The organism is Microbacterium sp. LCT-H2, assembly GCF_001866135.1.
Taxonomy (GTDB): domain Bacteria; phylum Actinomycetota; class Actinomycetes; order Actinomycetales; family Microbacteriaceae; genus Microbacterium.
In genome coordinates this window covers 221168-246717 of the sequence record NZ_MODW01000002.1, presented here as the reverse complement: position 1 = coordinate 246717, position 25550 = coordinate 221168, and the positions used below count along the sequence as shown (strand labels likewise).

The 25550-nt window shown below is 68.5% G+C and carries 23 protein-coding genes; 9 read left to right on the top strand and 14 right to left on the bottom strand.

Annotation, left to right across the window (positions count from 1 at the left end; all coding sequences use genetic code 11):
• Window positions 1-32 precede the first annotated feature (32 nt).
• Entirely contained in the window at window positions 33-1160 is a 1128-nt protein-coding gene (gene manA, locus BK819_RS05590) for a mannose-6-phosphate isomerase, class I (protein WP_071328278.1), read from the bottom strand.
• Between the two features lie 69 nt (window positions 1161-1229).
• On the opposite strand from manA, the gene BK819_RS05585 reads away from it, so the two are divergent.
• Together BK819_RS05585 and BK819_RS05580 are read left to right on the top strand one after the other, a co-directional pair.
• Entirely contained in the window at window positions 1230-2645 is a 1416-nt protein-coding gene (locus BK819_RS05585; RefSeq protein WP_071328277.1) for an O-antigen ligase, read from the top strand.
• The gene (locus BK819_RS05580; protein ID WP_071328276.1) at window positions 2642-3940 is read left to right on the top strand and encodes an O-antigen ligase; all 1299 of its coding nucleotides are present in this window, start codon (window positions 2642-2644) and stop codon (window positions 3938-3940) included. The genes BK819_RS05585 and BK819_RS05580 overlap by 4 nt, the downstream gene beginning before the upstream one ends.
• Window positions 3941-3950: 10 nt before the next feature.
• Here BK819_RS05580 and galE read toward each other — a convergent pair whose 3' ends face one another.
• On the bottom strand, window positions 3951-4940 hold the full coding sequence (galE, locus tag BK819_RS05575) for a UDP-glucose 4-epimerase GalE (protein WP_071328275.1): 990 nt from the start codon (window positions 4938-4940) through the stop codon (window positions 3951-3953).
• Window positions 4941-5086: 146 nt separating this feature from the next.
• Here galE and BK819_RS05570 point away from each other — a divergent pair, with 146 nt between their 5' ends.
• The 3 genes from BK819_RS05570 to BK819_RS05560 are packed head-to-tail and all read left to right on the top strand — an operon-like array spanning window position 5087 to window position 8545.
• Entirely contained in the window at window positions 5087-6997 is a 1911-nt protein-coding gene (locus tag BK819_RS05570; protein WP_071328274.1) for a glycosyltransferase, read from the top strand.
• Complete coding sequence (locus BK819_RS05565) at window positions 6994-7956, top strand: glycosyltransferase (protein ID WP_071328273.1); 963 nt, start codon at window positions 6994-6996, stop codon at window positions 7954-7956. The genes BK819_RS05570 and BK819_RS05565 overlap by 4 nt, the downstream gene beginning before the upstream one ends.
• A gap of 1 nt (window position 7957) precedes the next feature.
• Window positions 7958-8545 (top strand): hypothetical protein, encoded by a 588-nt coding sequence (locus tag BK819_RS05560; RefSeq protein WP_071328272.1) that lies wholly within the window; start codon window positions 7958-7960, stop codon window positions 8543-8545.
• A gap of 22 nt (window positions 8546-8567) precedes the next feature.
• Here the strand turns inward: BK819_RS05560 and BK819_RS05555 are convergent, their stop codons facing one another.
• Genes BK819_RS05555 through wecB form a run of 5 tightly spaced genes read right to left on the bottom strand, consistent with a single transcriptional unit; the run spans window position 8568 to window position 13690 of the window.
• Window positions 8568-9302: an ABC transporter ATP-binding protein gene (locus tag BK819_RS05555; protein WP_071328271.1), complete on the bottom strand. Its 735-nt coding sequence runs from the start codon at window positions 9300-9302 to the stop codon at window positions 8568-8570.
• Window positions 9302-10120, bottom strand: a complete 819-nt coding sequence (locus tag BK819_RS05550; protein WP_071328270.1) for an ABC transporter permease — start codon at window positions 10118-10120, stop codon at window positions 9302-9304. The genes BK819_RS05555 and BK819_RS05550 overlap by 1 nt, the downstream gene beginning before the upstream one ends.
• Window positions 10121-10130: 10 nt before the next feature.
• Window positions 10131-11267 (bottom strand): UDP-galactopyranose mutase, encoded by a 1137-nt coding sequence (gene glf, locus BK819_RS05545; protein ID WP_071328727.1) that lies wholly within the window; start codon window positions 11265-11267, stop codon window positions 10131-10133.
• The gene (locus BK819_RS05540) at window positions 11267-12562 is read right to left on the bottom strand and encodes a nucleotide sugar dehydrogenase (protein ID WP_071328269.1); all 1296 of its coding nucleotides are present in this window, start codon (window positions 12560-12562) and stop codon (window positions 11267-11269) included. The genes glf and BK819_RS05540 overlap by 1 nt, the downstream gene beginning before the upstream one ends.
• Before the next feature lie 54 nt (window positions 12563-12616).
• Window positions 12617-13690 carry a non-hydrolyzing UDP-N-acetylglucosamine 2-epimerase gene (gene wecB / locus BK819_RS05535; RefSeq protein WP_071328726.1) on the bottom strand — a complete coding sequence of 358 codons (1074 nt, stop codon included), beginning with the start codon at window positions 13688-13690 and terminating at the stop codon, window positions 12617-12619.
• A 56-nt stretch (window positions 13691-13746) separates the two neighbouring features.
• Here wecB and BK819_RS05530 point away from each other — a divergent pair, with 56 nt between their 5' ends.
• The 3 genes from BK819_RS05530 (at window position 13747) to BK819_RS05520 (ending at window position 16678) form a co-directional block, all read left to right on the top strand.
• The gene (locus BK819_RS05530; protein ID WP_071328268.1) at window positions 13747-14922 is read left to right on the top strand and encodes an acyltransferase; all 1176 of its coding nucleotides are present in this window, start codon (window positions 13747-13749) and stop codon (window positions 14920-14922) included.
• 149 nt (window positions 14923-15071) lie between these two features.
• Window positions 15072-16241, top strand: a complete 1170-nt coding sequence (locus BK819_RS05525; protein ID WP_256209399.1) for a glycosyl transferase — start codon at window positions 15072-15074, stop codon at window positions 16239-16241.
• Window positions 16238-16678, top strand: a complete 441-nt coding sequence (locus BK819_RS05520) for a hypothetical protein (RefSeq protein WP_071328267.1) — start codon at window positions 16238-16240, stop codon at window positions 16676-16678. The genes BK819_RS05525 and BK819_RS05520 overlap by 4 nt, the downstream gene beginning before the upstream one ends.
• 21 nt (window positions 16679-16699) lie before the next feature.
• On the opposite strand, the gene BK819_RS05515 is transcribed toward BK819_RS05520, so the two are convergent.
• Genes BK819_RS05515 through BK819_RS05485 form a run of 7 tightly spaced genes read right to left on the bottom strand, consistent with a single transcriptional unit; the run spans window position 16700 to window position 24793 of the window.
• Window positions 16700-17863, bottom strand: a complete 1164-nt coding sequence (locus BK819_RS05515; RefSeq protein WP_071328266.1) for a hypothetical protein — start codon at window positions 17861-17863, stop codon at window positions 16700-16702.
• Window positions 17853-19085, bottom strand: a complete 1233-nt coding sequence (locus tag BK819_RS05510) for a glycosyltransferase (RefSeq protein ID WP_071328265.1) — start codon at window positions 19083-19085, stop codon at window positions 17853-17855. The genes BK819_RS05515 and BK819_RS05510 overlap by 11 nt, the downstream gene beginning before the upstream one ends.
• An 11-nt stretch (window positions 19086-19096) precedes the next feature.
• The gene (locus BK819_RS05505; RefSeq protein WP_071328264.1) at window positions 19097-20875 is read right to left on the bottom strand and encodes an ABC transporter ATP-binding protein; all 1779 of its coding nucleotides are present in this window, start codon (window positions 20873-20875) and stop codon (window positions 19097-19099) included.
• A gap of 3 nt (window positions 20876-20878) precedes the next feature.
• The gene (locus tag BK819_RS05500) at window positions 20879-21865 is read right to left on the bottom strand and encodes a Gfo/Idh/MocA family protein (RefSeq protein ID WP_071328263.1); all 987 of its coding nucleotides are present in this window, start codon (window positions 21863-21865) and stop codon (window positions 20879-20881) included.
• Window positions 21865-22962 (bottom strand): DegT/DnrJ/EryC1/StrS aminotransferase family protein, encoded by a 1098-nt coding sequence (locus tag BK819_RS05495; protein WP_071328262.1) that lies wholly within the window; start codon window positions 22960-22962, stop codon window positions 21865-21867. The genes BK819_RS05500 and BK819_RS05495 overlap by 1 nt, the downstream gene beginning before the upstream one ends.
• Window positions 22959-23570, bottom strand: coding sequence for an acyltransferase (locus BK819_RS05490; RefSeq protein WP_256209397.1), 612 nt, complete (start codon window positions 23568-23570; stop codon window positions 22959-22961). The genes BK819_RS05495 and BK819_RS05490 overlap by 4 nt, the downstream gene beginning before the upstream one ends.
• A gap of 44 nt (window positions 23571-23614) precedes the next feature.
• Entirely contained in the window at window positions 23615-24793 is a 1179-nt protein-coding gene (locus tag BK819_RS05485; protein WP_071328261.1) for a glycosyltransferase family 4 protein, read from the bottom strand.
• A gap of 57 nt (window positions 24794-24850) precedes the next feature.
• On the opposite strand from BK819_RS05485, the gene BK819_RS05480 reads away from it, so the two are divergent.
• Window positions 24851-25549 carry a glycosyltransferase family 2 protein gene (locus BK819_RS05480; RefSeq protein ID WP_071328260.1) on the top strand — a complete coding sequence of 233 codons (699 nt, stop codon included), beginning with the start codon at window positions 24851-24853 and terminating at the stop codon, window positions 25547-25549.
• Window position 25550 lies beyond the last annotated feature (1 nt).

Below are 25550 nucleotides of genomic sequence, written 5' to 3'. Positions count from 1 at the left end.
CCCTCGGCGTGTCGCCGACCCGGGGCGACGCCTCAGCGGCCGGGGGTCGCGACGAAGGCCTCGCCCGCACCGGAGAGCGTGAGGGAGCGCTCGTCGGCGTCGGCGAACGCCACCGTGCCGACCGGGACGACGGTCTCGACGCCGGACTCCGCGGTCACATGGACCGCCCCGGCCGTGGCCAGCACCATCGTCGGGCCGGAGACGTCCAGGGTCACCGGAGCGTCATCGATCCGGACCCGCTGGAGCGCGAAATCGGGGACGGGCACGGAGTACGTCGTCACGGCCTCGTCGGCCGTCGGCCGCAGCACCGGCACCTCGCCGGGGGTGGTGTCCAGCACGGCGAGCAGCTCGGGGACATCGATGCGCTTGGGGGTCAGACCGCCGCGGAGCACGTTGTCGCTCGCCGCCATGATCTCCACGCCGAGGCCAGAGAGGTAGGCGTGCAGGAGTCCCGCCCGCAGGAAGACGCCTTCGCCGCGGCGCAGCACCACGTGGTTCATGAGCAGGGCGACGACGACCCCCGGGTCGCCCGGCGAGGCCTCGGCGATCGCGGCCACCGCCCGCAGAGCCGGCTCCCGCTCCCCTGCGTCACCGGAGGCGGCGCTGACGACGGCAGAGATGATTTCGTCGACGTCGCCCTGCGCCTGCCCTCCGAGCAGCCAGCCGATCGCGCCCCGGAGCGGGTCACCCTCGCCCGAGAGCCGCTCCCGCAGGGAGCGCACCCCGGGGACGTCGTCGAGGGAGTCGAGAAGTCGCAGGGTGTCCGCGACCGGACGCAGGCCGCTGAGCGACTCGAAGCGATCGCTCAGGGCGACGATCAGCTCCGGCTTGTGATTGGCGTCGCGGTAGTTCCGCCGCGGGTCGTCCAGCGGCAGCGAGCTCTCCCGTGCCCACCCCTCCTGCGCCTGCTCCCTAGTCGGGTGCACCTGGATCGACAACGGCCGCGCGGCGGCGAGGAGCTTCAGCAGGTACGGCAGCGTGCCCCCGGTCACCTCGTCCAGCGTCCCGCCGTCCGCGAGGTCGGCGGGATCGCCCGGGTGATCGCCGAACCACACCTCGGCCTCCGGCACGCCCGTCGGGGTGCGGCCTTCGAGCTCGGCGAGGAGGGAGGACGATCCCCAGGCGTAGTCGCGGGGCACGTTGGTGAGGCTGCGCAGCATGCCCCCCAGCGTAGAGCCCGGCGCGACGGACAGGTCGGATCCGGGCCCGTCGAGGTAGCCTGAGTCGCGATGGCCCAGTACACCAAGCACCCGGTGGCAGCCCCGCCCACCGCGCCCGAGCGCGAGTCCACGGGGCATCTCCTGCTACGCGGATACGTCATCGCCGTCCTGTTCGTGGCCTTCGCGCATTCGGCGGTGTACAACCTCGTCGGCGAGATCGGGGCCGCGATCGTGCTCGCCCTCTTCAGCGCAGCCACCCTCGCGATCGGCGTCCCGATGCTCGCCAGGAAGCGCCCGCAGTCCTTCCGCTGGCGTCGGCTGCCGTGGGCGGCCATGGGCTACACGGCACTCGCCCTCCTCTCGGTCGCCTGGTCGCAGTGGCGCGTCCCCACCGTCGCCACGGGTGTGCTCCTGGCGGCCGTCACGGTGAACGGTCTGTTCATCGCACACGTGCTGACCTGGCATGAGATCGTGCGCGCCCTGTCGTCGGCCTTCAAATGGATCCTCGGCCTCTCCCTCGCCCTCGAGCTGTGGGTGTCGCTGGTCCTCCACGGTCCCCTGCTGCCGAACTTCGCCGACATCCCCGACGGGAAGATCGACCCCCAGTGGTACTGGGTCCGCGACAACCTCTTCGACGGCGGACGCATCCAGGGCATCCTGGGCAACGCGAACCTGCTCGGCATCGTGTCGCTGTTCGCGCTGATCACCTTCGGCGTGCTCTTCGCCGCGCGAGCCCGCTGGCGGACCACGCTCGCGCTGTGGATGCTCCTCGCGGCATACTTCCTCGTCCGCACCGCGTCGGCGACCGCGCTCGTGTGCGCCGCCGCGGCCGCTGTGGTCCTCGTCGTCGCCCTGCTGATGCGTCGAGCGGCCTCGCCCACCGCGCGCACTCGCATCTACGTCGTCGCGATCGGCTCCACCGTCCTCGGCGTTCTCGCCGTGTGGCTGCTGCGCGAGCCCCTCCTCGGCCTCCTCGGCCGCAGCGCCGACCTCACCGGCCGCTCCGACAAGATCTGGGCGGCGGTCCTCGAACGGGTCGGCGAGCACCCCGTCATCGGCAACGGCTTCTCCAGCCCGTGGGTGCCCACGGACCCGGCTTTCGACGGCTGGATCGTCGACCACGGGATCACCGTGTTCCACGCCCACAACATGTGGTTGGACGTGCTGCTGCAGCTCGGCATCGTCGGCCTCGTACTGATGGCCGTGGCCTACGCCAGCCTCCTGTGGCGCTCCTGGTTCTTCGCCGTCGACCGCCCCCGGTGGGACCTCGACGCGCGGCGCCCCTACTCCCCGCTCACGCTGCTGCCCAGCCTGTTCACCGTCGTGCTGCTGGTGCAGGGGCTCACCGAGTCGACCCCCATCATGCTGTGGGGGTGGCTGCTCCTGGTGATGCTGTCGTTCAAGCTCAAGTCGGTGCCACTGGTAGGCGTCGGCGAGCGGGATCTCGTCTTCGAACGCGGCGCGACGCCGCGGCGGGTGCCGTGACGGTGGCACACCCGCTCGCCCGCCTCCTCGGCTCGGCGGAGATGGCGCGGGCGTTCACGCTGGCGGCACTGACCGCCGTGTTCGGCTCGTTCGCGATCGGACGGATGACGTCGGCCGTCACCCTCGCCACCATCATCACGGCCCTGTGCCTGCTCGGCGCCGCGATCCTCTGGGTGCGGAGAGAGGAGCTGTCCCCGCTGCGCATCGCGCCGTCCTCGCTGCTGGCCTTCCTCGCCTGGGCTCTCGTGAGCCTGGTGTGGACGACCGACCGCTCCGACACGATCCTGGGCTGGCTCTCGCTCTTCGGCTACGCATTCCTCGCGATCACCATCGGACACATCCGCGACACGCTGCAGACCGTCCGCGCGCTGGGCGACACCCTCCGCGTCCTGCTCGGGATCTCCCTCGGCGTGGAGATCCTCTCGGGCGTGCTCCTCGACCTCCCGTTCGCCTTCCTGGACATCCAGGGCAATCTCGCCTCCGGCGGCCCGGTCCAGGGACTGTTCGGCAGCCGGAACATGCTCGGCTTCATCGCCGTGCTCGCCCTGATCACCTTCGTGATCGAGTGGCGCACCCAATCCGTCGATCCGCCTCTCGCGGTGGTCTCCGTCGCCCTCGCCGGCGGGCTGGCCTTCCTGTCGTCCTCGCCGACGGTGCTCGTGCTGGCCGTCGCCGTCGGAATCGTCACGGTCGCGCTCACCATCGTCCGCCATACCGCCCCGGCCCGTCGGAACCTCGTGCAATGGACGTTGGGCGTCCTGGTCGCCCTCGCACTCACCGTCGCATTCGCCCTGCGTCACCAGATCATCGCGCTGCTCGACGCCGGATCCGACTTCTCCATGCGGGCCGAGCTGTGGAACATGATCCTCGACTTCGTGGCCGTCAAGCCCATCACCGGATGGGGCTGGTTCGGCGACTGGGCCCGAGGAGAGTATCCGTTCACGTTCATCAACTTCCAGCTCGACGACCGGCATCAGAGCGCGCTGAACGCCTTCTTCGACGTGCTGCTGCAGCTCGGCGCGGCGGGGTTGGTGCTGTTCCTCCTGCTCGGCGGCATCGCGCTGATCCGCTCCTGGCTGGTCGCGAGCGTCCGCCGCTCCGTCGTGTACGCCTGGACGCCCATCACGCTCGTGACTCTCGCGGTGGACTCGATGTTCGAGAGCTTCACACTCGTCGGCGCGGGGTGGTTCATGCTCGCCCTGTGCGCCCTGCGCGCCGGGCAGTCCCGCTCGTGGCGCGAGAACATCGACGCCGCGCATACCGGCGCCATCCCCACTCTGCGCCCGCAGGAGTGACGGCGCGCCGTCAGCGGACGGTGGGGAGCTTCTCCGCCCAGGCGAGGGCGTCGCGGACGCCGTCGTCGACGGAGCGCTCCGCGCGCCACCCCAGCACCTCGCGCGCCCGCTCCACGATCGCGAAGGCGCCGGCCTGGTCCCCGGGTCGGCGATCGGTCTCGACGACGGGCAGCGGGTCCCCGGTCACCCTCTCGAAGGCCTGAACCAGCTCGCGGACCGTGACGCCGTCGCCGGTGCCCAGGTTGATCACCTGATACGGCTGCTCCGGCGTCGCGACATCGTCGAACCGGGCCACCGCCGCGACGTGCGCGAGCGCGAGGTCCCAGACGTGGATGTAGTCCCGCAGGCCCGATCCGTCGCGGGTCGCCCAGTCGGTGCCGGTGATCTGGAACGGCTCCCCCGCCGCCCGCGCCTGCATGATCTTGCCGAGCGCATGCGACGGCGTGGGATTCTGCAGTCCGGTCCGCAGCTTCGGGTCGGCACCGATCGGGTTGAAGTAGCGGAGCGCGATGGCGCGGAAGTCGCCGGCTGCTGCGGCGTCGGCGAGGATCTGCTCGACCATGGCCTTCGTCGCCGCGTAGGGGCTGGAGGGGGCGAGGCGGCCGCCCTCATCCACGCCGTCGCCGGTCTCCCCCGCGTAGATCGAGGCAGACGAGCTGAAGACGATGCGCGCGATGCCGGCGTCGCGCAGGCGTCGCAGCAGAGTGATCGTCTTGCCGACGTTGCTGTCGTAGTAGCCGAGCGGATCGGCGACGGACTCCGGCACGACGATCCGGGCGGCGCAGTGCACGACGGCATCGATGTCGGGGTGGTCCGCCAGCAGCCGGTCGAGGACGTCGGCGTCGGCGATGTCGCCGACGTAGAGGTTGCGTCCCTCACCGAAAGCCGCCAGCCCGGTGGACAGATCGTCGAGCACCACGACCTGGATCCCGGCCTCGATGCACGCCGTCGCCACGGTCGATCCGATGTAGCCGGCCCCGCCGGTGATCAGTACCTTCATCGCGGTCAGTCTAGCCAGCCACGCCGAGCGCAGGGGATCGGCTCTCCGCAGATCCGAAGGCGACCACCGGTAGGCTACTCACTGCTCGTCGAGTCCCGCGCTGCCCTCCGGCAGCGGCCGCGGCATCAACAACGGAGAACCTCCCTGTGGCCCACGTCCTTCAGAACGTCGTCTTCCCGCTCGATCGCGACCCCGATCTGCTCCCGCTGTACGCAGACCCGGAGACGTGGTCCGTGATCGAGGAGGAACCGGTCCGGGTCTCCAGTCGCGCGCATCTCGGCAACATCCTGGGACGGCACCGCGCCCGGATCGTGGCCGGTCGGCGTGTCTCCCTCGGAACCTACTTCAACGCGTTCCCCGCGTCATACTGGCAGCATTGGACGAGCGTCCGCGAGGTGCAGCTCACCGTACGGACCACGGGGCCGGCGACCATCCTCGTCTACCGCTCCAACGGCGGCGGTGTGCGCCAGCGCGTGGCCACGCGTGAGGTGACCGGCGAGGCCACGACCTCGTTCGACCTCGACCTCACCCAGTACAGCGACGGCGGCTGGATCTGGTTCGACATCGTCGCCGACGAGAAGCCGGCCGTGCTCGAGGGCGCGGAGTGGACCACCGAGCAGTCCCCCGCCCGCACCGGGAAGGCCTCTCTCGGGATCACGACCTACAACAAGCCCGACTACTGCGTCGAGACCCTGAGGGCGCTCGCCTCCTCTCCGGATGCGCTGGAGTTCGTCGACCGCATCTTCCTCGTCGACCAGGGCACGCAGCTCGTCGCGGACCAGGACGGTTACGCCGAGGTCGCCGAGCGTCTGGGTGAGACCCTGCAGGTCATCCGCCAGGGCAACCTCGGCGGATCGGGCGGCTTCGCCCGTGCGATGCACGAGTCCCTGCAGCGCCCCGAGAGCGACTTCGTGCAGCTGCTGGACGACGACGTCCGCATCGAGCCGGAGTCGCTGCGACGCTCCATCGTCTTCGGTCAGTTCGCCACCACGCCCGTGCTCGTCGGCGGACACATGTTCGACCTCCTCGACCGCCCCAAGCTGCACGGCTGGGCGGAGGTCGTCGACGAGGGCCCCTTCATGTGGCGCAACCTCTACCAGGAGAAGATGCCGCACGACTTCGGTGTCGCCAATCTGCGCCAGTCGCCGCTGCTGCACATGCGGATGGACGCCGACTACAACGGGTGGTGGATGTGCCTCATCCCGCTCGACGCGGTCCGCACGGTGGGACTGTCGCTCCCTGCGTTCATCAAGTGGGACGACGCGGAATTCTGCCTCCGTGCCGGCGAGGCGGGCTTCCCGACCGTGTCGATGCCCGGTGTGGCGCTCTGGCACGTCTCCTGGGTGAACAAGGACGACTCGATCGACTGGCAGGCCTACTTCCACGCCCGCAACCGGATCGTCGCCGGGCTCCTGCATTCCGGAGCACCCCGGGGCGGCCGCCTCATCGTGCACAGCCGCCGCGTGGACCTGAAGCATCTCATGATGATGCAGTACTACCCGGTGGCGCTGCGCAACCGGGCTCTGCGCGACGTGCTCTCCGGACCCGACCATATGCGCCGAAACCTAGGCACGGCGATGCCGGCCGCACGCGCCCTGGCCGCCGAGTACCCGGAGACGGTGATCCATCGCGACCCTGCCCGGGTGCTCCATTCCCGCCGCGGCCGCCAGGTCTACAAGCGGCTGCCGAAGAACGAGTTCGACAGCCCGACCGGCGTGCGACTGCGGATCTTCACCCTGAAGACGCTCCTCTCGCACTGGGTGCACCGCCCTGACCCCGCGAACATCGCTCAGCCCGAGGTGGAGTTCGGCAAGGGCGACGCGCACTGGTGGCGCCTCCCGCTGTATGACAGCGCTCTCGTGAGCGCCGCCGACGGTTCCGGGAAGAACATCTACACGCGCGACCGCGCCAAGTACCGCCGCATGCTGCGCGAGTCCGTGCGCCTGCACGCCGAGCTGCGACGACGGTGGCCGGAGCTCCAGCGCCAGTACCGCGCCGCTCTGCCGGACCTGGTCTCCGCCGAATCCTGGCAGCAGGTCTTCGAGGAGAAGGCATGACCGCCGACGCCCGTCCCTTCGATCCCTCCTCCGCCGCGATCGTCATCGTCACGTACAACCGCTCGCATCTGCTGACCGGCCTGCTCACCAGCATCACCGCGATGGACCCGAAGCCGGGCCACGTGATCGTGATCGACAACGCCTCCTCGGACGATACGACCGACGTCGTCGAGTCCTTCCGAGACGACATCGGAACCGACCTCGTCTATCGCCGTCTCGACGTCAACACCGGTGGCTCCGGCGGTTTCAGCGAGGGCATGCGCACGGCGTACGATCTCGGCGCCCAGTGGATCTGGATGATGGACGACGACGTCGAGGTGCTCCCGGACGGTCTCGCCCGGATGGGCGCCTGGGCGCCGCGATTCAAGAGCATCCAGGGACGGCGCTACGACTACGACGGCAGCGAGTTCTACTGGCAGTACCGCATCGCGGAGCGCATGGGCATCCCGATCCCGTTCGCCCCGGCGGGTTTCGACTCCTCGGGGTACAAGGAGATGAACAGCGGCTGCTTCGAGGGCATGTTCATCCACCGCTCGATCGTGCAGCAGATCGGCCTCCCCGACCCGCGCTTCTTCATCTACTGGGACGACCAGATGTACGGGTGGCTGGCGTCTCGCCTGACCACCGCGGTCATCGTCGACGAGTTCGTGCTGCGCCGCACGCGCGAGATCCGGCAGTGGGACATGGGCATCCGGCACATGAACGCCTCGAGCAACGCCTACCGCTACTACATCATGCGCAACCGAGCCTTCATCAAGCAGTACTACCGCGTGCACGGCGTCTACAACCCCGTGCTGTTCGGCCTCGGGACGACCGCGACGTTCTTCAAGGAGCTGATCCGGCTCGTCTTCGTCGAGCGCACCGTCCGCGGCACGAGCAACCTGTTCCGTGGGCTCAGGGACGGTGGCCGCATCGGTCGCGATCGCACCTGGGAGCCGATGAGCCCCCTGGAGGCCTGAGATGGACGAGCCCCAGCCCGAGGTGCGATGGGCCCCACTTCCCCCCGCGCCGAAGCGCACCGGTCGGGTGTGGCTGATCGTCGGTCTCAGCGTCGCGGCGCTCGCGATCGTCGGTATCCTGCTGTTCTTCCTGCTCCCGCGCGACGGTGGCCCCGAGCCCGTCGGCAGCACGAGTCCGTCTCCGACGGCCACCCCCTCCGAGACGCCCACCGCCACTCCCACTCCGACGACGACCCCCGAGCCGACGTCGATCACGACGGCGCCCCCGATCGGCGATCCGACGATCGAGGTGTTCCGCGACAAGGTGTCCGGGTGGCTGAACTCCGCCGATCGGGGTCTCGACATCGTCGCCGGGGCGAGCGGTCAGGATGCGCTTCCCGTCGTGGACTCCCTCCAGGAGGACGCCCAGCGCCTGGGCGACGCCCTGCCGCCGTCCTCCATCCAGGACTCCTGGCGCTCCGGCGTGGAGACCTACGCCCAGCGGCTCACGGCACTGCGCGCGGCGGTCGAGGACGGCTCGGGTGCGTCAGCGGCCATCGACAGCGCGCGCGCTGCGGCGGCAGACCTGCGCAGCCTCGTGGGACTCTGACGCCCCGGGGTCCGAGCACGATTCAGACGGAGTAGTCCGCGTTGTAGCGGTCGAGCACCTCGTTGATCGGGGCATCCAGGGCGAGCGTGCCGCGGTCCAGATAGAGTCCCCTCCTGCAGAAGCGGCGCAGATCGCGCTCGTTATGGCTGACGAAGAACAGCGTACGACCGTCTGAGAGCAGCTCGTCGATGCGCTTGTAGCACTTCTCACGGAAGGCCTTGTCGCCCACCGCGAGGACCTCGTCGACGAGCAGGATGGGCTCGTCGAGCTGAGAGACGACGGAGAACGCGAGGCGCACCTTCATTCCGTTGGAGAGGTGCTTGTACGGCGTCTCCTCGAACCCGGCGAGCTCGGCGAACGCGATGATGTCGTCGTATCGGCGGGCCACCTCGTCCTTCGACATGCCGTGCAGTCCTGCAGTCAGCCGGACGTTCTCCCGGACCGTCAGATCGCCGACGAAACCGCCGGTGATCTCGATGAGCGGAGCGACGCCGCCATTGACGCTGACCGAGCCCTCATCGGGCAGCAGCACACCGGCCACGAGGCGGAGCAGCGTCGACTTGCCCTGCCCATTCCGTCCGACCACGCCGATCGATTCGCCCGGCTGCACCGTGAACGAGACGTCGCGGAGCGCCCAGAACTCCCCGGGACGCGACCGCCGGGATGCCCCGGCGAACAGGTCCTTGAAGCTGCGCTGCCCGCGACGGTTGCGGCGGAAGCGCACACCGAGGCCCTGCACGTCGATCGCGGCGTCCATCACAGCTCCTTCAACACGGGGCGCTCGAGACGCCGGAACGCCCAGACGCCGAGCGCGAGGATGAGCAGGCACATCACGGCGCTGACCGTGAGCGTGAACGGGTTCCACTGGTCCGGGAAGAACGGCATGCGATACAGCATGAAGATCCCGGCGAGCGGGTTGAAGGCGCCGAGCGTCTGGAAGACACCGGGCAGGTCCGTGACGTTGTAGATGATCGGGGTGGCGTAGAACATCGCCCGGAGGATGAGCGCCGTGGTGCGCTCGAGGTCCGTGTAGAGCACGCACAGCGGCGCGACCAGCAGGCCGAGGCCGACGAGCAGTATCGTCTGCATGAGGATCGCCACCGGCACCCAGAGCACGCCCCAGCCGATCTGCACCACCTGGTCGGGATGGCTCTCGAACAGGAGATTGACCACGATGAACAGCACCAGCACCGGCAGCGAGAACAGGAACTCCATGCCCTTGCTGAGCACGATGCGGTTCACCCAGATGGAGCGCGGGATCGACGTCGAGCGGACGAGACGGGCGTCCTTCTTGAACGCCCGCGTGAAGTCCGACACCGAGCTGTTGAACCACACCCACGGCAGCAGCGCGCTGATGAGGAAGATGATGTACGGCTGCTCACCGACGTCGCGACGGAACACCTGGGTGAACACGAACCAGTAGATCGCGCTCATCACCAGCGGGTCGAGAACAGACCACACGTAGCCGAGGAAGCTCGTCGCGTACCGGACCTTGAGGTCACGGGCCGACAGCAGCCACAGCGAATGCAGATAGCGCCGGGGCGTCCCGGGCGCCCCGACAGCAGCGTGACTCACGATTCCGAGTCTAGGAGAGAGTGTTGTTCCAGAGCGACAGCGCCGACCCGATGGCCATGTGCATGTCGAGGTACTGGTACGTGCCCAGGCGACCGCCGAAGTGGACGTCCTTCTCCCCCTTCGCGAGCTCGCGGTAGGCCAGCAGGCCCTCGCGGTCAGTCGGGGTGTTCACCGGGTAGTAGGGCTCGTCGGTGCGCTCGGCGAAGCGGGAGAACTCCCGCATGATGACGGTCTTGTCGGACTCGTAGACGTCCTTGCGCTCCGGGTGGAAGTGCTTGAACTCGTGGATGCGCGTGTACGGCACGTCCATGTCCGGGTAGTTCATGACGCTGGTGCCCTGGAAGTCGCGGACGTCCAGCACCTCCTGCTCGAAGTCGAGCGTACGCCAGCTCAGCGCGCCCTCGGCGTAGTCGAAGTAGCGGTCGACGGGGCCCGTGTAGACCACCGGGACCTGCCCGACGGTGGCCTTCTTGTTCAGGGCCTGGGACTCGTCGAAGTAGTCGACGTCCAGCTTCACCTCGATGTTGGGGTGGTCGGCCATGCGCTCCAGCCACGCGGTGTAGCCGTCGGTGGGCAGCCCCTCCCACGTGTCGTTGAAGTAGCGGTTGTCGTAGGTGTAGCGCACCGGGAGCCGGCTGATGATGTCGCCGGAGAGCTTCTGCGGGTCGGTCTGCCACTGCTTCGCCGTGTAGTCGCGGAAGAACGCCTCGAACAGCGGGCGCCCGACGAGCGCGATGCCCTTCTCCTCGAAGTTCGTCGCGGACTTCACATCGAACTCGCCCGCCTGCTCCCTGACGAGCGCACGGGCCTGGTCCGGCGTGTACGCGGCCTGGAAGAACTGGTTGATCGTCCCGAGATTCACCGGCATCGGGAACACGACGCCCTTGTGGGTCGTGTAGACACGGTGCACGTAGTTCGTGAACGACGTGAAGCGGTTGACGTACTCCCACACCGTCGCATTCGACGTGTGGAACAGGTGCGCGCCGTAGCGGTGCACCTCGATCCCGGTCTCGGGTTCCGCCTCGCTGTAGGCGTTGCCGCCGATGTGGGAGCGGCGGTCGATGACGGTGACCTTGCGGCCCGCTTCCGCGGCGCGCTCGGCGATGGTGAGGCCGAAGAAACCCGACCCGACGACGAGAAGATCCATCAGGCTGCCGTCCCCACCACGAGACGCGGCGTCCCGGACCACAGCGCGGCGTCCGTGGCCGCGCGACCGTCCACGAGGAGCTTCACTCCCGGCAGCTGGGCCGGGCTGAGCTCACGATAGTCGGCGTGGTCGGTCTGGAGGATGGCGAGATCGACCGGTCCGCCGAGGTCGTACGGCTCGAACCCGAGTCGACGCAGTTCCTCGTCGGTGTACAGCGGGTCGTGAACGACGACCTCGGCACCGCGGGCGCGCAGCGCCTCGACGGTCGGGAACACACCGGAGAAGGCCGTCTCCTTGACGCCGCCGCGATAGGCGGCTCCGAGCACGACCGCCCGCAGACCGCTCAGGTCGCCGAGGATGCCTTCTGCCTGCGCCACCAGGCGCTCCGGCATGGAGGCGTTGAGCTGGCGCGCCACCCGCACGATGTCGGCGTCGGGGTCGGTGGAGAGGTACAGACGAGGGTAGACCGGGATGCAGTGTCCGCCCACGGCGATGCCCGGGCGGTGGATGTGGCTGTACGGCTGCGAGTTGCAGGCCTCGATCACCTTATAGACATCGATCCCGTGGGCAGCGGCGAACAGCCCGAACTGGTTGGCCAGGCCGATGTTGACGTCGCGGTACGTGGTCTCGGCGAGCTTCGCCATCTCGGAGGCCTCGGTCGTGCCGAGGTCCCACACGCCGTTCGGGCGAGGGAGATCGGGACGCTCATCGAACTGCAGGACCGCCTCATAGAACTCGCGGGCGCGACGGTTCCCCTCGTCGGACAGTGCGCCGATGAGCTTCGGGTACTTGCGCAGGTCGGCGAAGACCCGCCCGGTGAGCACGCGCTCCGGCGAGTACGCGAGGAAGAAGTCCGTGCCCTCCGTCAGGCCGGAACCCTCCTCGAGCATGGGCTTCCAGCGGTTCCGGGTCGTCCCCACGGGCAGCGTCGTCTCGTACGACACCAGGGTGCCGGGCGTGAGGTGCTCGGCGAGCGAGCGCGTCGCCGAGTCCATGTACTGGAAGTCCGGCTCCCACGTCTCGTCGTTCACGAACACGGGGGCGACGAGGACGACGGCGTCGGCTCCCGGGATCGCCTCGGCGTAATCGGTCGTCGCGCGAAGCCGGCCGGCCGGAACGAGCTCCTGCAGCTTCTCCGCCAGGTGGGCCTCACCGGGGAACGGCTCCTGCCCGGCGTTGATGATGTCGACCGCCTTCTGGTTGACATCGACGCCGACCACATCGTGACCGGAGGAGGCGAACTGGACGGCGAGGGGAAGCCCGATCTTTCCGAGGGCCACGACGGCGATACGCATGGGGTCCAGTCTATGGGGCGCAGCATGGGCGGACTCCCAGCGACGAGGTCCCCCTCAGATGTCGGCGCCGTGAGACTGCAGCGCCTCGATGACCCGCGTGGCTGCGTGACCGTCGCCGTACGGCGCCGCCGCGGTCTCCTGTGGGCGAGGACGGGTCACGCCGGCTGCGATCTCCTCCGCCGTGTTCGCGAGCACGTTCCAGCCCAGCTCGACCGTCTCCACCCATTCCGTCTCCGTGCGCACGGTCGTGCAGGGGACGCCGAGGAGGAAGGCCTCCTTCTGAAGCCCGCCGGAGTCCGTCACGACGCCCGCGCTCGACAACGCGGCGGCGATGAGATCCGGGTAGGCGAGCGGCGGGTGTGCGATCAGGGACCCCTGCGTGAGCGGGATGCCGTGCGCCGCCGCCTTGGCAACCACCCGAGGGTGCGCCAACAGGACGACCGGCTTGTCCAGACCCGCGAGGCCCGCTGCCACCTCGGCGAGACGAGCGGGGTCGTCCGTGTTCTCGGCGCGATGGATGGTGGCGACGTAGTACCCCTCCGCCTCCAGATCCAGCTCCTCCAGCAACATCGAGGGCCGCCCTGCCACCTCATCACGCACCTCGAACAGCACATCGGTCATGACGTCGCCGACGAGCACAGTGCGGGCGGAAAGCCCCTCCGCTTCCAGATGATCGACGGCGACCTGCGTCGGAGCGAGCAGCAGGTCAGCGGCGTGGTCTGTCATCACCCGGTTGTGCTCCTCGGGCATCCGGCGGTTGAAGCTGCGCAGACCCGCCTCGAGATGCGCGACGGGGATGTGCATCTTCACCGCGCTCAGCGCCGCGGCGACCGTGGAGTTCGTGTCGCCGTACACCAGCACCCAGTCCGGACGGTGCTCGTCGAAGACCGCGTCGAGCGCGGCGAGCATCGCGCCCGTCTGCACGCCATGGGACCCGCTCCCGACCCCGAGGTGCACGTCCGGTGCGCCGATCCCGAGATCGTCGAAGAACACGTCGGACAGCATCGGATCGTAGTGCTGGCCGGTGTGCACGATCACGTGGTCCACTCCGGCGGCGAGCGCCGCCTTGTGGATGGGAGCGAGCTTCACGAACTGCGGGCGGGCGCCGACGACGCTGACGATCTTCACGATCGCCGACTCTACCTGCCACTCTGACCGGTCCACACCTCTACAATGGGGAGCCTATGGCCAGCGCTACCGTCACCGAGGCGCGGACGCCCCGACTGGACTCACTGACCAGCCTGCGGTGGTGGGCCGCGCTCGCCGTCTTCTTCTTCCACGTCCGCAACGTCGTCCCCCTCCCCGGGGTGATCGGCGACGTCGCTAGGTACGGCAACTTCGGCGTGGCGTTCTTCTTCATCCTCTCGGGATTCGTGCTCACCTGGTCGTGGCGTCCGACGGTCGGCATCGGAACCTTCTATTGGCGACGCTTTGCCCGCATCTATCCGCTGCACATCGTGACCCTGATCGTTGCGATCCCGGTCTTCTACAGCTACTCCCCTGACCCGCAACAGACCTGGGTGAAGCCCTTCGACATCGCGGTCCTGGTCCTGTGCGTGCTGCTGCTCCAAGGCTGGTCCCGCGACCCGGCGGTGCTCTTCGCGGGGAATCCCGCTGCGTGGACGCTCACGGCCGAGATGTTCTTCTACGCGATGCACCCCTTCATCACGCGCGTCCTCAAGCTCCTCTCGAGCCGCGCTGCGCTGTGGGCGGCGGTGGGCGTCCTCGGCCTCAGTGTCGGAGCCCGTGCGCTGATCATCCTCGATCCCGCCGGGTGGCTCGCCGGCTTGCCCTGGCCCATCCTTCGGCTCAACGAGTTCGTCATCGGGATGTGCCTTGCCTGGTCCATCCGCCTGGGGTGGCGGCCACGGATACCGGTTTTCGTGCCGATCACGCTTCTCGTCGCTTTCCTCCTTGGGCTCCAGATCTTCCAGAGGGTGCCGTATCTGGCTCCCGTTTACGACGTGCTCGCCTCGTTCGTCAGTGAGATCATGACAGCCCTCTTCGCTCTGCTGATCTGCGCTTTCGCCGCCGCGGATCTCGCAGGGAAGACGCGGATCGCGCGTTCACGCCCCCTGGTGCTCCTCGGCGAGTGGTCTTATGCGTTCTACCTGATCCACGCCACACTGATCTACATCGTGCTGGGCTCTCTGGGCCCTCAGCACGGAGTCGCCGGCGTGATCTGGATCCTCGTCCTTCTCGGGTCCTCGATCATCGCGGCATGGGCTCTGCATGCCTTCATCGAGCGCCCGGTCGAGAAGCGCCTGCGCGCATGGCAGAACAAGAAGGTCGAGCAGCGCGCGATGCGCCGGAACGACCGACGGCCGACGGAGGAACCCGTGATCGAGGAGCGCCAGTGACCACGAAGACGCCGCACCTGCTGTATGTCGCATGGGGATACCCTCCCTCTCGTGGGAGCGGTGTCTATCGCGCCTGGGCGACGGCGAACGCCTTCGCTCGAGCGGGCTGGAAGGTCACGGTGCTGACCGTTCCGCGCGAAGTATTCGAAATGTCCACAGGCGTCGATCTGACGCTCGAGGCGCAGGTAGACCCGGCCATCGAGATCATCCGAGTTCCGTTCACCTCTGGCGCCTTCGCGAACGACCTCGGCGAATGGTCGTGGCTGCGCGCGCATGCTCCCGAGATCTGGAACACCATTCAGTCCTGGCGCGGTCAGCGTTCCTTCCCGGAACGCAATTACGGCGGGTGGCGTCCGGTCCTGGAAGAGGCAGCTCGGCGGATCCATCACGAATCCCCCGTCGACCTCACCATCGGCACAGCGAACCCGAACGTCGGTTTCATCCCTGGTCACGTGCTGAGCACGGAATTCGGCGTGCCCGCTGTCATGGACCACCGGGATGCGTGGGCTGTCGACATATACTCCGGACGGCGAGTGATCGAGCCTCGCAGCCGCGCCGGCCGGTGGGAGCGCACGCTTATCGAGGACGCCGCGGAAGTCTGGTTCGTCAACACTCCGATCCGGGACTGGTATGCCGAGCAGTATCCCGAGTTCTCCGACCGTTTCCTGGTCGTAGAGAACGGCTATGACAACCCGCTGGCTTTCCCTCCTCGCGACGGCCGGGATGACGGGCTGGTCTTCGGCTACATCGGCACGATCTCCGGCGCGATCCCTCTGCAGGAACTCATCGACGGCTGGGCCCTCGCTCGGGAACGGAGCACTCTCGTGCGCGACGCGCGGATGGATCTTTACGGATACCTGGACCACTTCGGTGTCCCCGGCGCCAACATGGTGCAGGCGATGGAGCGTTTCGAGGAGAACGACATCAGGTACCTCGGGCCAGTGGGACGAGCCGACATCGCCGCGACGTACGCGACGTTCGACGCCCTCGTCCTGACGTTCGGCGCGGGGCGCTTCATCACCGGCGGCAAGGTCTACGAGTACGCCTCCACAGGGCTGCCCATCGTCTCCGTGCACGACCCGGAGAACGAGACGTCCCGCACGCTCGCCGACTACCCCGGATGGTACGGTTCCGTCGCGATGACGGCCGAGGCGATCGCCGACGCCTTCATCGCGACGGCCGAACACGCGGCGACGCAGAGCGACGACGACCGGACGACGGCACGCACGTATTCTCAGCGGTACTCCCGTGCCGCGCAGCTGACGCCTCGCATCGAGGCCTGGACGAAGCGGATCGCCGCTGGGGAGGTCGGACGATGAACATCCTGCTCCTCTCCCCCGGCGGCTCGTTCGCCTCGGCCCTGGAATCGCTGCCGCTGGACCGGGAAGGTGACCGTGTGACGCTCGTCACCGCTGTCGCGAGCGACGCCCAGGACGCGAGCCCGCTCATCCGGCTCGGAGCGGCGGCGCTCCCCTCCCGCAGTCGGCTCGCCAGAGCACTGGAGTCATCGGTGATAGGGCGCAACATCAAGCGGCTGAGCCCGCTCGACGGGAGCCGGCGTTTCGCGGCCGCCGCTCGTCGGAGCGCGGAGCTGCGACGAGCGGTCGCACAGGCAGACCTCATCGTCGCGCTCGAAAGGGACAGCGTGCTTGCAGCTTGGAAGGCCCTGCACGGGTGGGCGCCCGCCGGAACACGAGGCGTCTTCGGCCTCGCCCCCGCCCGCGCTCTGCTCACCTCGCGGCGTCCGGCAGCCTGACCACGCCCTGAGGCGATCGAGTCAGTCCCGCGGCGCTGCCAAGCGGGAGAGGATCGCCCGCTCGACCGCGACATCTCGCTCTGAGGAGAGCGTCCGTGACGCCGCGTCGGCCGACCGCTTGAACGCCTCGATGTCGTCCGAGGTCACCTTCCGGATCGATGCGGCGACATCGCTTCCCGAATACCCCCCGGTGACCAGTCCCAGATGCTCATTCTCGATGAGGCGATCCGTCTCGACCGACGGGCCGAACACCACGCCCAGCCGGGCCTGCACGAAGTCGAAGAACTTGTTGGGGAGCATGTACCGGTGGTTCGGCGTGAGGGGCGGGAGGATGAAGACACCCAAGTCGAAGGGATTGAGGGTCTCCGGCAGCGTGTCAGGTGGCACGGGGGCATGCAGGGTCGTACGAGGGCTGGCAGCGATGCGCGCCTGAAGATCCCTCCAGTAGGAATCCCCCTGCCGTGAGGGGATCAGGTACAAGTCCAGTGAGTAGCCGTCCCCCAGTTCGTCGACAGCATCGATGATCGCCTCGATGTTCCTCCCCGGCACGGCGCCGCCGCTGTGGACGAGGCGCACGAGACCCTTGCGAACCGGTGAGGGCTGCAGATCGGGCCGGTGGGCGATGGCATTGCGGACGATCTCCGGAGTGACGGCGAACGCATCCGCGTACATCTCTGCGATCGAGTCGTTGATCGTGGTGGCCGCGTCGACCCGCGGGAGGTACTCCGCGCACACCCACCGCATGAACGGCGAGATCAGAAGCCGCCAGGAGAGGACATGGGTTCGCTCCTCCGGCGCCCACTCGTGGAGGTCGCACCAGATGCGCGGTGCACCCTGAACGCGGAACGCCAGGGGAAGCGCCCGCGCTTCATTGGCGACCACGATGTCGAACTCACGGTCACCCAGGAGTCGAAGAGCCTCCTTCAGCGCCGGTGCTTCGAGCTCTACCGAACGGTAGCGTCGCAACGCGAGCTTCAGGACCCCGGACGGCGTCTGCGGGAGCGACGGCAGCTGTCGGGGAATCTCGATGTGCGCAACGGCGCCCGCTGGTCGATCTCCGTAGCAGAGGGTCGTGACGTCACCGAACTCGGCCAGAACGTCGAGTTGCCGGAGGACGCGGGAGTCGGACACCACCTCGGAGAAAGAGATGCACAGGATGCGAGGGCGGGGGGTCTCAGACGCCACGGTTCTCCTTTCCGTCCGCGGGATCGGTGACCCCGAGGAACGTCGCCAGCACGGCCGCGGATCTCCGGCCGTCATGTACCTGCTCCACAAAGCGTCTGCCGTCGGCCGCGAGGCGACGCGCCGAGTGCGGGTCGGCGAGGATCCCGCGAATCGTCTCACCGACCCGGTCGAACCGGGACTCGACGATGGGCAGGTCGATGCCGGTGTGGACGCGGACCGCCGCCCGGACATCCTCATGCACATGACCGATCACCACGCGCCCGGCGGCCATGGCCTCACAGGCCGCCACCCCGTAGTCTCCGAGACGGAACTGATCCAGGACGATGTCGGCGGAACCGTACACCGCTGGCATGTCCGCCGACGCTATGCCCTCGAGCTTCGTGTAGCGGATGAGTCCTTCGGCGGCCAGCTCCTCCAGTTGGCTGTCGACGGACTCGTCGCCCTTCATCGCGGAGTTGCTCGGTACATAGGCGACGACCGGGACGTCGTGGCGTAGCGGTTCCGAGTCGGTCCTCCATCGCGAGGGATCCACGACGACGGGTAGCCACTGCGACCTGGGGACGTCGAGCAGCCCCGGCGTCGAGACGAACGACGGATACGCGGAGTCGAGGATCATCTGGCGCCGACGCTCCGCATTGGCCTGGAGTGTCGCCGTCGCCGCACGGGGATATCGACCGCGCGCCCCGAAGGGGGAATCGGTCTCCCAGGCGGCGTGCGCACTCGGTACCCGGATGTCACTGCCGTGCCACAGCAGGCCGACGTGAACGCCTCGGGCGGCGACGTCGTCCAGGACGTCCAGCGGAGACCGCCAGGGCCGGGGACCAAAGAGGTGCCGTCCCGACTCCACGAGGACGTGCGTGAACCCCTCGACGATGGCGCGCCGCTGGCGCGATTGCCATCCGTGCGCGAAGAGGTAACCGGAGTCGGGCACGGTAACGTCCGACGGGAAGCCGAATCTGTCCGTGCGCTCGTTCGAGGTCATGTAGTTCACTGCGCCCACACCCGGGAGATGGGATTCCACAGCGTGCGCCCACTGGTGCGCCTGGCCAGCCGAGTTCGTGGGTGCGATCAGCAGACGCACTTCCGCCTCGGGAGCAGACGCGACCTGCATCCTTCCCTGATCCCAGCCGAGAGTCCCGGGCATGATCCGGGCGAGCAGAGGATCGGGGATGAGTCCGGTGACGGCACGGACCGCTTCGACGGCGTTGTTGCGCAGGCTCATGACGTCCTCTCTCAGGCGAGCCCCGCCAGCTTCGCCTGATCGGCGAAGGCGGGGCTGGCGGCGACGACCTCGGCGAAAGTGCCCTGCGCCGCCACCGTCCCGTCCTGCATGAAGAGGATCTGATCCGAATCCATGATCGTGCTCAGGCGGTGTGCCACGGCGATCACGGTGACATCGCCCCTGAGGTCGCGGATGGCTGCGGAGACGTCCGCCTCGGTCTTGGTGTCCAGGGCGCTGGTCGCTTCATCGAGGACGAGGACCAAGGGATCGCAGTAGAGTGCGCGCGCGATGCCCAGCCGCTGACGCTGTCCGCCCGATAGCGTGAGCCCCCGCTCCCCCACACGCGCCTGGAGACCGTCGGCACGCTGCTCGATCACGCTCCAGAGCTGTGCGCGACGAGCGGCATCCTCGACACGCACGAGGTCGACGTCATCACCCCAGGTGAGCGCGATGTTCTGCGCGATCGTGCCATCGAACAAGGTGACTTCCTGAGGCACATACCCCACGTGGGATCGCCATGCCTCGAGCACGTCCTCGAGAGGCTTGTCGTCGATCGTGATCGATCCCTCGGTGGGGGTCAGCAGCCCCAGGAGCAGGTCGACCAGGGTCGATTTGCCGGCGCCGGACGCACCGGCGATCCCGACGGTCGTCCCAATCGGGATGCGGATGCCCACATCGCGGACCGCTGCCACGTCGCTGCCCGGGAACGTGAACCCAACTCCGGAGAGCTGGAGGAGCCGCGGTGCCCCCGGCAAGGGTTCTTTACCCAGCTGTTCGCGGTCTGCAAGGAACTTCTTCGACGCCTCCACGTCGGCGATGACGGCGTCCACGTAGGGGGTCGACGTGATCGTTCGGGTGATGACGGACTGGAAGCCCGTGAGGGAAGGCACGAGACGGAAGCCGGCGATACCGAACAGCGCCACCGCGGAGATCGCCTGATCGATTCCGCCGAGGAGGAAGGCAGCTCCTCCGACGATCACGAAACCGCCGATGATCGCAGCGTCGAAGATGAAGCGAGGAACCGCCGAAAGGAATCCTGCGTTCGCGCGAGCCCGCGCGGTGCGCTGCCGGTTCACGCGGATCACCTCGCTCACTTCATCCGCCTTGCCCCGGAGCGTGATCTCTTTCAGCGATGCCACCATCCCGGAGATCAGCGTGGCCACACGAAGAGACGAATTGCGCGCTACACGGGCCGCCTGGCGGGTCTTCCCGCTCAGGACGAGGTATTGGAGGACGGCGATCCCACCGAGATAGACGATCGTGACGAGGGCCGTCACCGGCTGGGCGACGACGATCACTGTCACCACGCCCACCGAAGTCACGATGAGGCCGGGGAGCGTGGTGGCGGGGAGGAGGAACCCGGCGATCACGCTGGCGATGCCGGTGTCAGACATCTGCACGATCTGGGCGCTGTTTCGCGAGATCCGATCCGTCCATGATGAGCGGATGTAGGCGCCGAACAGCTCTTGACCGACAGCGAGCTCGTAGGAGGCGAACCGTCGCGTCGCGATCCACTGCAGCCACACGTTCGCCGCAGACTTGGCCACGACGATCACCGCGAGCACCAGAATGAGCCAGAGAACCTGATCAGCCTGAACCGTGCCGATGAGGGGGAGGACGATGTCGGTTCTCGTCACGCTGGCGGCGAGGGTGAGCGCGAGCAGCATCAGCGCGACGACGTCGACCAGAGCCAGGACAGAGGTCACCACGGCGAAGATCCCGAGGAACTTCTTCGCCGACGACGGGAGGAAAGGAAGAAGACGGCGAAGCGTCCGGACGAGCTGGATCATGACTCAGATGACGACGGCATCACCGCTGCGTGCGGAGCTTAGAGCAGCCTCCACGACAGTCAGCGTCCGCAGTCCCTGCTCCATGGTGACGACGTCGGTCTGCTGCCCGAGCACGGCATCGCGGAAGGCCTCATGCTCGACGCGCAGCGGCTCGCGCTTGGCGAACGCGTAGCGCGTGACGTCTCCTTCGGAGACCCCGCGGAAGGAGGACACGGATTCCCATTCGAGGGGGATCGTGCCGTTGGCGTAGAAGGTGAGGTCGCCGGTGGAGGTGTCGGCGACGAAGGCGCCCTTCTCCCCCGTGACGACCGTGACGCGCTCCTTCATCGGGCTCAGCCAGTTGACGATGTTGTTCACGATCACGCCGTTGGCCGTCCGGCCGGTGATCGTGATCATGTCCTCGTGCTCGCGACCGCTCTTGAACGCGGTCTGGGCGAACACCCGCTCGTAATCGCTCTGCACGACCCAGGCCGTGAGGTCGACGTCGTGCGAGGCGAGGTCCTTCGCCACGCCGACGTCGGCGATCCGCGACGGGAACGGACCCTGCCGGCGGGTGACCACCTGGTACACGGCGCCGAGCTCGCCGGCTTCGATCCGGCGACGCAGCTCCTGCACGGCGGGGTTGAAGCGCTCGATGTGCCCGACCGCCCCGACCAGTCCGGCCGCAGCGAAGGCGTCAACCATGCGCTGGCCGGCGTCGACCGTGTGCGCGATCGGCTTCTCGACCAGGGTGTGCACGCCGGCGGCCGCGAGCTTGAGCGCCGCGTCCTCGTGGAATCGCGTGGGAACGGCGACCACGGCGATATCGATGCCGGCGCCGATGAGCGCGTCGATGTCGTGCAGGATCTCCAGGTCGCCGGCGACGCCGTGCGGGTCGCCACCGGGGTCGGCGATCGCGACGAGCTCCACACCGTCGAGCTCGCGGAGCACGCGGGCGTGGTGGCGGCCCATCATCCCGACGCCGAGGAGGCCGGCGCGCAGGTCCGCCATCAGGCACCCGCCTTCGCGACGGCGTTCACCGCGGCGACGATGCGCTCGAGGTCGTCCTGGCTGAGTGACGGGTGCACCGGCAGCGAGGCGACCTCGCGCGCCGCACGCTCGGTCTCCGGAAGGTCGAGCCCGGGAGCGAAGTGCGCGAGCGACGGGAGCCGGTGGTTCGGAATCGGGTAGTACACGCCGGCGCCGACGTTGTGCTCGCTCTTCAGCGCGGCCACGAAGCCGTCCCGGTCCTCGGGGACGCGGATCGTGTACTGGTGGTACACGTGCACGGCACCATCGGCGACCGGCGGGACGACGACGCCCTGCAGGTTCGCATCGAGGAAGGCCGCGTTCTGCTGACGGGTCTTCGTCCAGCCGTCCACCTTGGTCAGCTGCACACGACCGATCGCGGCGTGGATGTCGGTCATCCGGGCGTTGAAGCCCACGATCTCGTTCTCGTACTGCCGCTCCATGCCCTGGTTGCGCAGCAGCTTGACCTGACGGGCGATCTCGTCGGTCGCCGTGGTCACCATGCCGCCCTCGCCGCTGGTCATGTTCTTCGTCGGGTAGAGGCTGAACATGGCGAACTCGCCGAACGAGCCGACCGGGCGGCCGTCGAGCGACGCGCCGTGCGCCTGCGCCGCGTCCTCGTACAGGGCGACGCCGCGCTCGGCGGCCAGCGCCTCGAGCTCGCGCATGCGGGCCGGGTGTCCGTAGAGGTGCACGGGGAGGATGCCCTTGGTCTTCGGCGTGATCGCGGCGGCGACCGCCTCGGGGTCCAGGGAGAACGTGTCCGGCTCGATGTCGACGAAGACCGGGGTGCCCCCGGTGAGCGCCACCGAGTTGCCGGTCGCGGCGAACGTGAAGGACGGCACGATGACCTCGTCGCCCGGGCCGACGCCCGCGGCGAGCAGACCGAGGTGCAGGCCTGCGGTGCCGGAGTTGACCGCCACCGACGGGCGGCCGGGCACGAAGTGCGCCGAGAACTCCTGCTCGAAGGCGGCGACCTCGGGGCCCTGCGCGACCATGCCGCTGCGGAGGACGCGATCGACGGCTTCGCGCTCTTCGTCGCCGATGAGGGGCTTGGCGGGGGGAATGAACTCGCTCACACGGTCTCCTTGGTCAGTGTTCCGTCGGTCTCGATGAAGCGCGCCCCGGTCGCGGGGCACACCCAGGTGTGATCGTCGTCGCCGCGGGTGAGCGGGACACCCGCCTCGCCGACCCAGCCGATGCGCCGGGCCGGGACGCCGGCGACGAGGGCGTGCGCCGGGACGTCCTTGACGACCACGGCGCCGGCCGCGACCGTCGCCCAGGCGCCGATCGTCACCGGGGCGACGCAGGTGGCACGGGCGCCGATCGATGCGCCGCGCTCGATGGTGACCCCGACCGGCTCCCAGTCGTGGGCGCTCTTCAGGCTCCCGTCGGCGTTGATCGCGCGGGGGTAGGTGTCGTTGGTGAGCACGACGGCGGGGCCGATGAACACGCCGTCGCCGAGCTTGGCGGGCTCGTAGACGAGGGCGTAGTTCTGCACCTTGCAGTTGTCGCCCATCTCCACACCGGTACCGATGTACGCACCGCGACCCACGATGCAGTTCTCGCCGAGGCGGGCCTGTTCGCGGACCTGGGCGAGGTGCCAGATGGAGGATCCGTCGCCGATGACGGCGTCGGCGGACACATCGGCGGAATCGACGATCCGCACGCGGGAGGTTTCAGTCACGGGGCTCCTTGCACGCTGCGCGATGAGGCAGCACTGACGAGATTCTACTTGCCGTTGCTCCGCGAACCTCGACGCGCGCCGCGAACGACCTCCGCGGCGCGGGCGCCGACGGTGGTGAGCGAGGCGTTGTCCACCGCCCACGCGGCCCGAGCCTCCCGGATGCGCTCGGTCTCCCCCGACGCCCACTCGCCGAGCAGCCGCCGCATGGCCGCCGCCACCTCCTCCGGGTCGAATCCGACGGCTTCGCCGAGTCCGCCCGCACGCACGACCTCGCCGCCGGTCTCCGCGCCCGTGAAGAGCACGGGGGTCCCGACCGCGGCCGCCGCATACGTCTTGGTCGGTCGGGCGAAGTCGTAGCCGATCCCGGGGACGATGCTCACCAGCGCCCCGACGGCTCCACGGATCCACGAGGCCGAGGTCGCGGGGCCGACGAGTCCTCCGAAGTGCACCCGGCCCGGTGCGAGCCGTGCAGCGAGTTCCTTCAGCTCTGCCTCCACGGCTCCCTGTCCGAAGAACCGGAGCTCGACGTCCTCATCCGGGAGCAGAGCGAGCGCACGGATGAAGACGTCGGGTTGCTGCCACTCCGACATCGTGCCGGTGTAGACGAAGTAGGGCCGCTCCGCTTCGTGCGGGACGACGTCGGGACGGAAGACCGCGGTGTCGATCCCGTTGCCCACCGTCACGACACGCTCCGGTCGCCCGCCGATCGCGGCAAGCCGATCGGCGACCTCCGTGGAGACCGCCAGCGACCGTGCCGCGCGGCGCAGGACGAAGCGCTCGACGAACCGCATGACCGCCACCACCGGGCCGGGGGCGTCCATCGAGGCGACCGCGTCGGTCCATACGTCGCCGGGGTAGTAGACCAGCGGGCGTCGAGTGAGGAAGGCGGCGATCGCGGCCGCGAACCCGGTCGTCGGCGGCGCCTCGGCGACGATCACGTCGCTCCGCCGGACCAGCAGCCGGAAGAAGAGGGGCACGTCGAACGACAGGTACGGGACGTACCCGCGGATGGCTCCGCTGCGGTCTCTGAGCACCGGCGCGCGACGCACGACCACGCCAGGGGCATCGGCGATCACCGTGTCCCGCGGCGGCTTCGTGCTCAGGACGGTGACATCCGTGTCGGCGGCCAGCGCGTGGGCGAGCGCCTCCATCCGGAAGCTGGCGGCGGTCACCTCCGGCGTGTAGAGCCGTGTCGCGATGACGGCGCGTCGTCTCCTCGACATCCTGCCCCTGCTGTTCGGTGGACCGGCGCCCGAATCGACACCTGACACAATAGAACCATGTCCTCGAGCGTCCCCGCGCCTTCCCCCGCCGATCCTCGCGCCTGGGTCGTGATCCCCCTCTACAACGAAGCCAGCGTGATCGGCGGCGTGATCGAGAGCCTCAAGCCCCACTTCACCCACATCGTCTGCGTCGACGACGGATCCAGCGACGGCTCGGCGGCGGAAGCCGCCGCGGCGGGGGCGCACCTCGTGCAGCATCCGGTCAATCTCGGTCAGGGGGCAGCCCTGCAGACGGGGATCGACTTCGCTCTGGCACACCCCGAGTGCGATTACATCGTGACCTTCGACGCGGACGGCCAGCACCGAGTGGAGGACGCCCTCGGCATGCTCCAGCTCGCCAGGGACGAAGATGTCGCCATCGTGTTCGGCTCCCGCTTCCTCGACGACCGGACCAACCCCGGATGGATGAAGAAGGTCATCCTGAAGACGGCCGTGTGGGTCACGAACCTCACCACGAGCCTGAAGCTCACCGACGCCCACAACGGGTTGCGCGTGATCCGCCGGGACGCGGCCGAGGGCATCGAGCTCAAGCAGGACCGCATGGCACACGCCACCGAGATCGTGCTCGAATTGGGGCGGACCCGTCTGCCATGGAAGGAGTATCCCGTGGAACTCCTCTACACCGACTACTCGAAGGCGAAGGGCCAGAGCGTGCTGAACTCCGTGAACATCCTCGTCGACCTGGTGGTGCGCTGAT